Source organism: Enterobacter sp. WCHEn090032 (genome assembly GCF_003986875.1).
In the GTDB taxonomy this organism is placed as follows: Bacteria; Pseudomonadota; Gammaproteobacteria; order Enterobacterales; family Enterobacteriaceae; genus Enterobacter; species Enterobacter sichuanensis.
The window spans coordinates 90,943-102,513 of the sequence record NZ_RXRN01000014.1 but is presented as its reverse complement, the minus strand read 5'-3'; the positions used below and the strand labels follow the sequence as shown (position 1 = coordinate 102,513).

Here is an 11,571-nt window from a genome sequence, read left to right as displayed (position 1 = left end):
CTTACTCGTCGCCGTTAAAACCCGCGCGGTTCAGCAGGAACTGCGACAGTAACGCCACCGGACGACCGGTTGCGCCTTTGGCCTTACCGGAGCGCCATGCGGTGCCCGCGATATCCAGGTGCGCCCAGTTGTACTTGCGGGTAAAGCGTGCCAGGAAACAGCCTGCAGTGATAGCTCCACCAGGACGTCCGCCGATGTTCGCCATGTCCGCGAAGTTAGATTCCAGCTGCTCCTGATACTCGTCACCCAGCGGCAGACGCCATGCGCGGTCGCCGGCCTGCTCCGAGGCACTAATAAGCTCATGCGCCAGCGGATTGTGGTTCGACATCAGACCGGTGATGTGATGGCCCAGCGCAATCACACAGGCGCCGGTGAGCGTAGCGACGTCAATCACCGCTTCCGGCTCGAAGCGTTCCACGTAGGTCAGCACGTCACACAGCACCAGACGGCCTTCGGCGTCGGTGTTCAGCACTTCAACCGTCTGTCCGGACATGGTGGTCAGGACGTCACCCGGACGATAGGCACGACCGCCAGGCATGTTTTCGCAGCCCGCCAGTACGCCAATAACGTTAACAGGCAGCTGAAGTTCCGCCACCATGCGCATCACGCCATACACCGCCGCCGCGCCGCACATGTCGTACTTCATCTCATCCATGCCTTCGGCCGGCTTGATGGAGATACCGCCGGAGTCGAAGGTCAGGCCTTTACCGACGAGCACGATAGGGCGCGCATCTTCGGACGGATTGCCCTTGTACTCAATGACCGACATCAGCGACTCATTCTGCGAGCCGTTACCCACCGCCAGATAAGAGTGCATTCCCAGCTCTTTCATCTGCTGTTCGCCAATGACGCGGGTAATGACATTCTTGCTGTAGGCATCGGCCAACTGACGCGCCTGAGAGGCCAGGTACGCGGCGTTACAGATGTTCGGCGGCATGTTGCCGAGGTCTTTGGCCGCTTTAATGCCGGCAGCAATGGCCAGACCGTGCTGAATGGCGCGCTCGCCGCTGGTCAGTTCGCGGCGGGTTGGCACGTTAAAGACCATTTTACGCAGCGGGCGACGCGGCTCGCTTTTATTGGTCTTCAGTTGATCGAAGCTGTACAGGCTCTCTTTTGCCGTTTCGACCGCCTGACGGACTTTCCAGTAGGTGTTACGCCCTTTGACGTGCAGCTCCGTCAGGAAACAGACGGCTTCCATTGAACCGGTGTCATTCAGCGTATTAATCGTTTTCTGAATCACCTGCTTATACTGACGCTCATCCAGCTCGCGTTCTTTGCCGCAGCCAATCAGCAGAATGCGTTCGGACAGGACGTTCGGAACATGATGCAGTAACAGCGTCTGCCCAGGTTTGCCTTCCAGTTCGCCACGGCGCAGCAGGGCGCTAATATAGCCGTCACTGATTTTATCGAGTTGTTCGGCGATCGGGGAGAGTCGGCGCGGTTCAAAGACGCCCACAACGATGCAGGCACTCCGCTGTTTCTCCGGGCTACCGCTTTTTACACTGAACTCCATGCACTACGCTCCTGAATCTTAAAGACAACGGCGGCGGCTACGGATAGAATTGAAACCTTTCGTAACTCATGTCCGCTGTTGTGGTGACTTCGTGTTAATCTTACGTTACTACGGTTTCGACACGTCAGAAAAAGTCCTGAAGCGTGAATCCGCCGGATGTTTTAATCTTAGCGATGATTTCGACGACTCAAGAGAATAAATGACGTTTAAGCCATGAAACAAGCGAAATTCCTGCAAAGAGACGGGTTTTTACGGGCGTATTTAAAGTGATAATCATAAGATATCTGGTGCGGGAGACGCTCAAAAGCCAGCTGGCGATCCTCTTCATCCTGCTGCTGATTTTTTTCTGTCAGAAGCTGGTTAAGATCCTCGGTGCGGCTGTTGACGGCGAAATTCCAACGAATCTGGTGCTTTCCCTGCTTGGTTTAGGGATCCCGGAAATGGCGCAGCTTATCCTGCCGCTAAGTCTTTTCCTTGGTCTGCTCATGACCCTTGGGAAGCTCTACACCGAGAGTGAAATCACGGTGATGCATGCCTGTGGCCTGAGCAAAGCGGTACTGGTGAAAGCGGCCATGATACTGGCGCTGTTCACGGGAATTGTTGCGGCGGTGAATGTGATGTGGGCGGGCCCCTTGTCTTCCCGTCATCAGGACGAAGTGCTGGCCGAAGCGAAAGCTAACCCCGGCATGGCGGCGTTAGCCCAGGGGCAATTCCAGCAAGCCACCGACGGGAACTCCGTGCTCTTTATTGAAAGCGTTGACGGCAGCAAGTTTAACGACGTCTTCCTGGCGCAGCTGCGTACGAAAGGTAACGCGCGTCCGTCAGTGGTCATTGCCGACTCCGGGAAACTTGCTCAGCGCAAAGACGGTTCGCAGATCGTGACGCTGGACAAAGGTACCCGTTTCGAAGGGACCGCGATGCTGCGTGACTTCCGTATTACGGATTTCCAGAACTATCAGGCCATCATCGGCCATCAGACGGTGGCGCTCGATCCAACCGATACCGAGCAGATGGATATGCGTACCCTGTGGAATACCGATACCAACAGAGCGCGTGCGGAGTTCCACTGGCGTATTACTCTCGTATTTACCGTATTTATGATGGCGCTGATTGTTGTTCCGCTGAGCGTGGTGAACCCGCGTCAGGGACGCGTGCTCTCGATGCTGCCAGCGATGCTGCTTTACCTGATCTACTTCCTGCTGCAAACCTCGATTCGTTCCAACGGCGCGAAGGGTAAGCTGGACCCTATGGTCTGGACATGGTTCGTGAACAGCTTGTATATCTTACTGGCGCTGGGATTAAACCTGTGGGATACGGTGCCTGTGCGCCGCATACGTGCCCGATTCTCGCGTAAAGGAGCCATCTAATGCAGGCGTTTGGCGTTCTTGATCGCTATATCGGTAAAACCATTTTTACCACCATCATGATGACGTTGTTCATGCTGGTGTCGCTCTCCGGCATTATCAAATTTGTCGACCAGCTGAAAAAAGCCGGGCAGGGAAGTTATGACGCGCTCGGCGCGGGAATGTATACCCTGCTCAGCGTGCCGAAAGATGTGCAAATCTTCTTCCCGATGGCGGCGTTGTTGGGTGCGCTGCTGGGGCTGGGAATGCTGGCGCAGCGCAGTGAACTGGTGGTTATGCAGGCATCGGGTTTTACTCGTATGCAGGTTGCGTTGTCGGTAATGAAAACCGCGATCCCGCTGGTGCTGTTGACCATGGCGATCGGTGAGTGGGTTGCGCCGCAGGGTGAACAGATGGCGCGTAACTACCGCGCTCAGGCGATGTACGGTGGTTCTCTGCTTTCCACTCAGCAAGGGTTATGGGCGAAAGATGGCAACAGCTTCGTCTACATCGAACGCGTAAAAGGCGATGATGAGTTAGGCGGTGTGAGCATCTACGCCTTCAATGACCAGCGCCGCTTGCAGTCAGTTAAACACGCCTCTTCGGCGAAGTTTGACCCTGAACATAAGCAGTGGCGTTTGTCGCAGGTTGATGAGTCTGACCTGAGAGATCCGAAACAGATCACCGGTTCTCAGACGGTGTCCGGTACGTGGAAGACCAACCTCACGCCCGATAAGCTCGGGGTCGTGGCGCTGGATCCTGACGCGCTCTCCATCAGCGGTTTACACAACTATGTGAAATACCTGAAGTCGAGCGGCCAGGATGCGGGACGTTATCAGCTCAACATGTGGAGCAAAATCTTCCAGCCGATGTCCGTGGCGGTGATGATGCTGATGGCGCTGTCGTTTATCTTCGGCCCGCTGCGCAGTGTGCCGATGGGAGTGCGCGTTGTCACCGGTATCAGCTTCGGCTTTGTGTTCTACGTGCTCGATCAGATCTTCGGTCCATTGACGCTGGTATATGGCATTCCGCCAATTATTGGCGCGCTGCTGCCAAGCGCCAGTTTCCTCCTGATCAGCCTCTGGCTGTTGCTTAAACGCTCCTGATTGACCTTTCCTCGCTTCCGGTTACCCGGGAGCGAGGCTAATCTCCTGTTTCACCCCGCACTTTTTCTCACAACCTTCAACGTCCCGCCGCGAATTTGAGTATTATTGAGCGATAAAGTCGTGAAGGGATCCTCTATGAAGCAAATTCGAATGCTTGCCCAGTATTACGTCGACCTGATGATGAAGCTTGGGCTGGTGCGTTTCTCCATGCTGCTTGCGCTGGCGCTGGTCGTTCTGGCCATCGTCGTGCAAATGGCCGTCACCATGGTTTTGCATGGTCAGGTCGAGAGTATCGACGTCATCCGCTCTATCTTCTTTGGCTTGCTGATTACTCCCTGGGCGGTCTATTTCCTGTCTGTGGTGGTTGAACAGCTGGAAGAGTCCCGTCAGCGTTTGTCAAAACTGGTCGATAAACTGGAAGAGATGCGCGAGCGCGACCTGAAGCTTAACGTTCAGCTCAAAGACAACATTGCGCAGCTCAATCAGGAGATTTCGGATCGTGAGAAGGCGGAAGCCGAGCGTCAGGCCACGCTGGAGCAGCTGAAAATCGAAATGAAAGAGCGTGAGGTCACGCAGATCCAGCTTGAACAGCAATCCTCTTTCCTGCGTTCGTTCCTGGACGCGTCGCCGGATCTGGTGTTCTACCGCAATGAAGATAAAGAGTTTTCCGGCTGTAACCGCGCTATGGAGCTGCTCACCGGGAAAAGCGAGAAGCAGCTTATCCACCTGAAGCCACAGGACGTTTACTCTGAAGAGGCGGCCGCCAAGGTTATGGAGACGGACGAAAAAGTGTTCCGTCACAATGTCTCGCTGACCTATGAACAGTGGCTGGATTATCCGGACGGACGCAAAGCCTGCTTTGAGATCCGTAAGGTCCCCTACTATGACCGCGTGGGGAAACGCCACGGCCTGATGGGCTTTGGCCGCGACATTACCGAGCGTAAGCGCTATCAGGATGCCCTGGAGCGTGCCAGCCGCGATAAGACCACCTTTATCTCTACCATTAGCCACGAACTGCGTACCCCGCTGAATGGTATCGTCGGGTTGAGCCGCATTCTGCTGGATACCGACCTGACCGCGGAGCAGGAAAAATACCTCAAAACTATCCATGTCTCGGCGGTCACGCTGGGGAATATCTTCAACGATATTATTGATATGGATAAAATGGAACGCCGAAAAGTTCAGCTTGATAATCAGCCGGTTGATTTCACCAGCTTCCTTGCGGATCTGGAAAACCTGTCCGGTCTGCAGGCGCAGCAGAAGGGACTGAGCTTTGTCATGGATCCAACCCTGCCGCTGCCGCATAAAGTGGTGACTGACGGTACGCGTCTGCGTCAGATCCTGTGGAACCTGATCAGCAACGCGGTAAAGTTTACCCAGAAGGGGCAGGTGGCCGTGCGTGTCCGCTATGACGACGGTGACATGCTGCACTTTGAGGTGGAGGATTCCGGGATTGGTATTCCGCAGGAGGAGCAGGACAAAATCTTTGCCATGTACTACCAGGTGAAAGACAGCAACGGCGGGAAACCGGCTACCGGTACGGGCATTGGCCTGGCGGTGTCGAAACGGCTGGCGAAGAGCATGGGCGGGGATATCACCGTAGCCAGTCAGCCGGGCAAAGGCTCAACGTTCACCCTGACGGTGCATGCTCCGGCGGTGGCGGAAGAGGTTGAGGATACCTTTGAAGACGACGATATGCCGCTGCCTGCGCTGCATGTCCTGCTGGTGGAAGACATCGAGCTGAACGTGATTGTGGCGCGCTCGGTGCTGGAAAAACTGGGCAACAGCGTGGATGTCGCGATGACGGGCAAAGCCGCGCTGGAGATGTTTAAACCGGGTGAATACGATCTCGTTCTGCTGGATATTCAACTGCCGGATATGACCGGGCTGGATATCTCCCGTGAACTGACGCGTCAGTACGCGGCCGATGAGCTGCCGCCGCTGGTTGCGCTGACGGCGAACGTACTGAAAGATAAAAAAGAGTATCTCGATGCCGGTATGGACGATGTGCTCAGCAAGCCGCTGGCGGTGCCTGCTCTGACCGCTATGATCAAGAAGTTCTGGGATACCCATGATGAAGAGGAGAGCACCATGACGTCTGTTGATAGCGCAAAAACCCAAACGATACTCGATACCGCGATGCTGGAGCAGTATATCGATCTGGTTGGCCCGAAACTGATTACCGACGGTCTGGCGGTGTTCGAAAAAATGATGCCGGGCTATCTGAGCGTGCTGGAGTCCAACCTGACCGCGCGCGACCAGAAAGGCATCGTAGAAGAAGGACATAAAATCAAAGGTGCAGCCGGCTCGGTCGGCCTGCGCCACCTGCAACAGCTGGGTCAACAGATTCAGTCGCCTGATTTACCTGCATGGGAAGATAACGTGGGTGATTGGGTTGAAGAGATGAAACAAGAGTGGCAAAACGATGTTGCGGTACTTAAAGCCTGGGTCGAGACCAGAAAAAAATGACCCCGGCTTAACCGGGGTGCGCGAATACTGCGCCAACACCAGGGAAATCGTGGCTGCGCCTGTTTTTTCAAGTATTTTTCGAATCGGCGCCGCCTGAAAAATTTAGGCCGCACGCAGATAAGATAGCAAATCTTAAATGGTTTGTTACATGAATCAGTGAAATGTGTGAAGCATAGCGTTTTAATCAAAATTATTAATGTGCTTCAGCAAGTTGCAGAAAAGGATCCTCATGATGAAAAAGATTGGTGTCGTGCTGAGTGGATGCGGTGTTTACGATGGCTCTGAAATACATGAAGCCGTCATTACGCTGCTGGCCCTGGCAAAACAGGGTGCAGAGGTGATTTGTTTTGCGCCGGACAAAAATCAGGCGGATGTGATTAACCATCTCACGGGTGAGCCAATGGCGGAAACCCGTAACGTACTGGTTGAGGCCGCGCGTATTGCCCGCGGAAATATTCACCCTCTTATTCAGGCAGACGCCACAGAGCTTGATGCGCTAATTGTGCCCGGTGGGTTTGGCGCGGCCAAAAATCTCAGTACGTTTGCCACCCAGGGGGCGGAGTGTCAGATCGATCCGCATCTAAAAACGCTTTCGCAGGCTATGCACGCGGCGGGAAAACCGCTGGGCTTTATCTGTATCGCCCCCGCCATGCTGCCTAACATTTTTGATTTCCCGCTGCGCCTGACCATCGGGACGGATATTGATACCGCGGAAGTCATTGAAGATATGGGCGGCGAGCACGTGCCTTGTCCGGTGGATGACATTGTGGTGGACGAAGACAATAAGATCGTCACCACGCCTGCGTATATGCTGGCGCAGAATATTGCAGAAGCGGCCACGGGTATTGAGAAGCTGGTGGCCAGAGTGCTGGTGCTGGCTGAATGAGTCGTCCATCCGGTGCTGGCGCATGGGTGAAGCGCACCCTGTTGCGCATCGTTCTTGTGCTGGCGGTCTTCTGGGGCGGGGGACTCGCCCTGTTCAGCATTCTGCCCGTGCCATTTTCTGCCGTGATGGTTGAGCGTCAGCTCGGTGCATGGTTTACCGGTGATTTCAGCTATGTCGCGCATTCTGATTGGGTGAGCATGGACGATATCTCGCCCTTTATGGGGCTGGCCGTGATTGCGGCGGAGGATCAGAAATTCCCGGAACACTGGGGGTTCGACGTCGCGGCCATAGAGAAGGCGCTGGCCCATAATGAACGCCACGAAAACCGCGTGCGCGGTGCATCAACCCTGTCACAGCAGACGGCAAAGAATCTGTTTTTGTGGGACGGCCGCAGCTGGGTACGAAAAGGGCTGGAAGCGGGGCTGACGCTGGGCATGGAAACGGTCTGGAGTAAAAAGCGCATTCTGACCGTCTACCTGAATATCGCTGAGTTTGGCGATGGGGTATTTGGCGTGGAAGCGGCTGCACAACGCTATTTTAATAAACCGGCCAGCCGGTTGAGTATGTCTGAAGCGGCATTATTGGCCGCAGTGTTACCTAACCCTATCCGCTTTAAAGCCGGTGCCCCGTCAGGGTACGTGCGAAGCCGTCAGGCGTGGATTATGCGTCAGATGCGTCAGCTGGGTGGGGAAGGGTTTATGCAGCGTAATCAGTTGATGTAAGGCGGGTAAGCGCAGCGCCACCCGCCAGAAAATGAGGCGTTAGTCTTCGTCAAAACCGGCGTTAAACAGCGCAACCACCGCCGCCAGCGCTTCCTCTTCCTGAGGGCCGGTGGCTTCAACTTCAATCTGGCGGCCTTTGGCGGAATCCAGCATCAGCAGCGCAATCACGCTGTTTGCTTCCGCTTCGGTACCTTCATCATTTCGCAGCAGAACTTCCGCATCGAAACCCTGCATCAGTTCAAACAGCTTCATCGCCGGGCGCGCATGCATGCCCAGCTTATTGGTGATCTCAACGGTTTGTTTTACGGTCATGTTTTACGTTTTTCCAGCGTGCGATGACGGGACTGAACGTTCTTCCCGCGCGAGCGGAAATAGTCGGCCAGCTGTTCGGCGATGTAGACCGAACGATGTTTACCGCCGGTACAGCCAATCGCCACCGTCAGGTAGCTGCGATTGTTTGTCTCCAGCATAGGTAACCATAGCTCAAGGTAGCTTCGCGTCTGGTAGATAAAATTGTGAACTTCTGTGTGCCGGTCGAGGAAGGCCGCGACGGGTTTATCCAGACCGGTCATGGGACGCAGTTTCGGATCCCAGTGCGGGTTCGGCAGGAAGCGCACGTCGAAAACATAATCTGCATCAATTGGAATCCCGTGCTTAAAGCCAAAGGATTCAAACACCATCGTCAGTTCGCGCTCGCGCTTGCCCAGCAACCGGGTACGCAGCATTTCCGCCAGCTCGTGAACGGACATCTCAGAGGTGTCGACAATCAGGTCAGCGCGTGAACGAAGCGGTTCCAGCAGGTCGCTCTCTTCGTCGATAGCGCTCTCCAGAGAGAGGTTCTTGCTGGAAAGCGGGTGCAGACGACGGGTATCGCTGTAGCGACGGATCAGGGTATTGCGGTCTGCATCAAGGAACAGCAGCTGAGGCGAAAACGCATCAGGCAGGTTACTCATTGCCTGTTCAAAAATTTCAGGCGATTCAGGCATGTTACGAACGTCGATACTGACGGCGGCAGAGGTTTGTCTTTCCGCAAGCGTGCGAGCCAGATCGGGCAGCAACACGACTGGCAGGTTATCTACGCAGTAAAAACCCATGTCTTCCAGCGCGCGCAGAGCAACGGATTTCCCCGACCCTGAACGACCACTGACAATCATCAGCACCATGTTCCGTTTCTCCTCAGGACAACAGATGTGAAGGCCATCTCCTGGTTATGCATCATCCTGATTGCCTTCTGCTTCAGTGATAATCTGATAGAGCTCTTCATCACTTTGGGCCGAGCGCAGTCGGCGGCAAATGGTTTTATCGGCCAGACGTTTGGCAACCAGCGACAGCGTATGCAGATGGGTTTTCGTCTGGTCGGCAGGCACCAGCAGCGCGAAGAGAAGATCGACGGGCTGGTTATCAATGGCATCGAAGGCGATGGGTGTTTCAAGCTGCACAAACACACCCACGGCACGCAGGGTATCCTCTTCCAGTTTGCCGTGCGGGATGGCGATGCCGTTGCCGATACCGGTACTGCCCATTTTTTCACGGGTCAGGATCGCTTCGAACACCACCTGTGGCGGCAGGCCCAGCTGTTTTGCGGCCAGCTCACTGATGATCTCCAGCGCACGTTTTTTGCTCTGGCAGTGAACAGCACTGCGGGTACATTCCTGGTTAAGGACATTGCTCAGTTGAAGAGCGGAATCGTTGTTCATCATAATTTCACCTAAGCGCTAACTGTACAAATGGCCTGTTGTGTTTCACAACAGGCCGTCCTGCACCCGTTAACTGCCCGGACAATTAGTGTTGTTTCAGTTTATCTTTATGTTTATTGAGCTGTCGCGCAAGCTTATCAATCAAGCCGTCGATAGCTGCGTACATGTCTTGCCCTTCCGCACTGGCATGAAGTTCCCCCCCATTAACATGCAGGGTGGCATCCGAGATGTGAGTCACTTTCTCCACTTTCAACACAATATAGACCTGGTTGATCCTTTCGAAATACTGCTCGAGTTTTGCAAACTTCGTATTCACAAAGTCGCGTAAAGCCTCAGTAATTTCGACGTTTTGTCCAGTGATGTTGAGCTGCATAGTGTCTTCCTTATCGGTTGTGTCAGACCAGCTGTTTACGCTGGTTGGACGGCGGAATGGATAAAGACTCTCGATACTTCGCGACAGTACGACGTGCCACCATAATACCCTGTTCGGACAGCATGGTGGTTAACTTACTGTCACTCAGTGGCTTCGCGGGGTTCTCCGCGGCGATCAACTTCTTCACCAGGGCACGAATCGCGGTTGACGACGCTTCGCCGCCACCCTCGGTATTGACGTGGCTGGAGAAGAAATACTTAAGCTCAAAAATACCGCGTGGACTGTGCAGATACTTCTGCGTGGTGACACGGGAAATGGTTGATTCATGCATCTCGACGGCCTGGGCGATATCCGCCAGCACCATCGGTTTCATATACTCTTCGCCCTGCTCAAAGAACGCCTGCTGCTGTTCGACAATGCAGCGGCTGACGCGAAGCAGCGTATCATTACGGCTCTCCAGACTTTTGATCAACCATCGCGCTTCCTGCAAATTGCTACGAATATATTGATTGTCGGAGTCGTTACGCACGCTGGTGCACATGGAGGCATACTGCTGGTTGATTTGCAGGCGAGGAATGCTGTCAGAATTCAGTTCAACGACCCAGCGGCCATTGTGTTTTCGGACCAGCACATCCGGGATCACGTATTCGGGTTCGCTGGTCTGGATCGACTGACCGGGGCGCGGATCGAGCGACTGGATCAGATTCACCGCTTCTTTCAGCACGTCTTCTTTCAGCCGCGTGACGCGCATCAGGGTGCGGAAATCGTGGTTAGCCAACAGATCCAGATGATCGCTGATGATTAAGCGCGCCTCATCGAGCCACGGCGTCTCTTTGCTGAACTGAGAAAGCTGGATCAGCAGGCAGTCGCGCAGATCTCTTGCGGCCACGCCTACTGGATCGAAACGCTGAATGCGCTTCAGAACGGCTTCAACTTCCTCAAGCTCAATCTCTTCGTCGCCCATGCTTTCGAGGATGTCGTCCAGCGTGACGGTTAAATAGCCGGTGTCATCAACGGCATCGACAATGGATGTGGCAATCGCACGATCGGTGTCGGAGAAGGGGGTCAGCTCCACCTGCCACATGAGGTAATCCTGAAGCGACTGGGTGGTTTCTCCCTGATAGACCGGTAGCTCATCGTCCTGGTAGTCCGCACGCGTTCCGGATGGGGTTCCGGCGGTGTAGATCTCATCCCAGCTGGCATCCAGCGGAAGCTCGTCCGGCATCTCTTTTTGTTCGAGTGCATCCGCGGTGTCGAGCGCTTCTGTATCCTGCGATTGCTGGGTATCTACCTCGTCATGAAGATCGGTTTGTTCCAGCAGGGGGTTACTGTCCAGCGCCTGCTGGAGTTCCTGCTGAAGTTCTAACGTGGACAGTTGCAACAGGCGAATTGCCTGCTGTAGCTGCGGCGTCATTGCCAGTTGTTGGCTGAGCCTTAATTGCAAACCTTGCTTCATGTTCAG

At 54.7% G+C, this 11,571-nt stretch carries 11 protein-coding genes; 5 read left to right on the top strand and 6 right to left on the bottom strand.

The window, feature by feature from the left end:
* Position 1: 1 nt before the first annotated feature.
* Positions 2-1,513, bottom strand: coding sequence for a leucyl aminopeptidase (gene pepA / locus EKN83_RS14015; protein ID WP_126801152.1), 1,512 nt, complete (start codon positions 1,511-1,513; stop codon positions 2-4).
* 266 nt (positions 1,514-1,779) lie between these two features.
* Here pepA and lptF point away from each other — a divergent pair, with 266 nt between their 5' ends.
* From lptF to mtgA, 5 genes are all read left to right on the top strand, one after another.
* Complete coding sequence (lptF, locus tag EKN83_RS14005; protein ID WP_126801151.1) at positions 1,780-2,880, top strand: LPS export ABC transporter permease LptF; 1,101 nt, start codon at positions 1,780-1,782, stop codon at positions 2,878-2,880.
* Positions 2,880-3,962, top strand: coding sequence for an LPS export ABC transporter permease LptG (gene lptG, locus EKN83_RS14000; RefSeq protein ID WP_025756686.1), 1,083 nt, complete (start codon positions 2,880-2,882; stop codon positions 3,960-3,962). Before lptF ends, lptG begins: the two co-directional genes overlap by 1 nt.
* A 135-nt stretch (positions 3,963-4,097) precedes the next feature.
* On the top strand, positions 4,098-6,431 hold the full coding sequence (gene arcB, locus EKN83_RS13995) for an aerobic respiration two-component sensor histidine kinase ArcB (RefSeq protein ID WP_126801150.1): 2,334 nt from the start codon (positions 4,098-4,100) through the stop codon (positions 6,429-6,431).
* A 232-nt stretch (positions 6,432-6,663) separates the two neighbouring features.
* Positions 6,664-7,317 (top strand): isoprenoid biosynthesis glyoxalase ElbB, encoded by a 654-nt coding sequence (elbB, locus tag EKN83_RS13990; RefSeq protein WP_025756688.1) that lies wholly within the window; start codon positions 6,664-6,666, stop codon positions 7,315-7,317.
* On the top strand, positions 7,314-8,039 hold the full coding sequence (mtgA, locus tag EKN83_RS13985; protein WP_126801149.1) for a monofunctional biosynthetic peptidoglycan transglycosylase: 726 nt from the start codon (positions 7,314-7,316) through the stop codon (positions 8,037-8,039). Before elbB ends, mtgA begins: the two co-directional genes overlap by 4 nt.
* Before the next feature lie 39 nt (positions 8,040-8,078).
* Here the strand turns inward: mtgA and npr are convergent, their stop codons facing one another.
* From npr to rpoN, 5 genes are all read right to left on the bottom strand, one after another.
* Complete coding sequence (gene npr / locus EKN83_RS13980; protein WP_025756690.1) at positions 8,079-8,351, bottom strand: PTS phosphocarrier protein NPr; 273 nt, start codon at positions 8,349-8,351, stop codon at positions 8,079-8,081.
* Entirely contained in the window at positions 8,348-9,202 is an 855-nt protein-coding gene (rapZ, locus tag EKN83_RS13975; RefSeq protein WP_014885397.1) for an RNase adapter RapZ, read from the bottom strand. The genes npr and rapZ overlap by 4 nt, the downstream gene beginning before the upstream one ends.
* Positions 9,203-9,247: 45 nt before the next feature.
* On the bottom strand, positions 9,248-9,739 hold the full coding sequence (gene ptsN, locus EKN83_RS13970) for a PTS IIA-like nitrogen regulatory protein PtsN (RefSeq protein WP_008501443.1): 492 nt from the start codon (positions 9,737-9,739) through the stop codon (positions 9,248-9,250).
* 82 nt (positions 9,740-9,821) lie between these two features.
* Positions 9,822-10,109: a ribosome hibernation promoting factor gene (gene hpf, locus EKN83_RS13965; protein ID WP_013098943.1), complete on the bottom strand. Its 288-nt coding sequence runs from the start codon at positions 10,107-10,109 to the stop codon at positions 9,822-9,824.
* Positions 10,110-10,131: 22 nt separating this feature from the next.
* Positions 10,132-11,565 (bottom strand): RNA polymerase factor sigma-54, encoded by a 1,434-nt coding sequence (gene rpoN / locus EKN83_RS13960; RefSeq protein WP_025756691.1) that lies wholly within the window; start codon positions 11,563-11,565, stop codon positions 10,132-10,134.
* Positions 11,566-11,571: the final 6 nt, after the last annotated feature.

Excerpts from the sequence above, each read along its gene's own strand:
- hpf (WP_013098943.1), bottom strand. The coding sequence starts at position 10,109 with ATGCAGCTCAACATCACTGGACAAAACGTCGAAATTACTGAGGCTTTA.
- arcB (WP_126801150.1), top strand. The coding sequence starts at position 4,098 with ATGAAGCAAATTCGAATGCTTGCCCAGTATTACGTCGACCTGATGATG.
- lptG (WP_025756686.1), top strand. The coding sequence starts at position 2,880 with ATGCAGGCGTTTGGCGTTCTTGATCGCTATATCGGTAAAACCATTTTT.
- ptsN (WP_008501443.1), bottom strand. The coding sequence starts at position 9,739 with ATGATGAACAACGATTCCGCTCTTCAACTGAGCAATGTCCTTAACCAG.
- elbB (WP_025756688.1), top strand. The coding sequence starts at position 6,664 with ATGAAAAAGATTGGTGTCGTGCTGAGTGGATGCGGTGTTTACGATGGC.
- mtgA (WP_126801149.1), top strand. The coding sequence starts at position 7,314 with ATGAGTCGTCCATCCGGTGCTGGCGCATGGGTGAAGCGCACCCTGTTG.
- pepA (WP_126801152.1), bottom strand. The coding sequence starts at position 1,513 with ATGGAGTTCAGTGTAAAAAGCGGTAGCCCGGAGAAACAGCGGAGTGCC.
- rapZ (WP_014885397.1), bottom strand. The coding sequence starts at position 9,202 with ATGGTGCTGATGATTGTCAGTGGTCGTTCAGGGTCGGGGAAATCCGTT.
- npr (WP_025756690.1), bottom strand. The coding sequence starts at position 8,351 with ATGACCGTAAAACAAACCGTTGAGATCACCAATAAGCTGGGCATGCAT.
- rpoN (WP_025756691.1), bottom strand. The coding sequence starts at position 11,565 with ATGAAGCAAGGTTTGCAATTAAGGCTCAGCCAACAACTGGCAATGACG.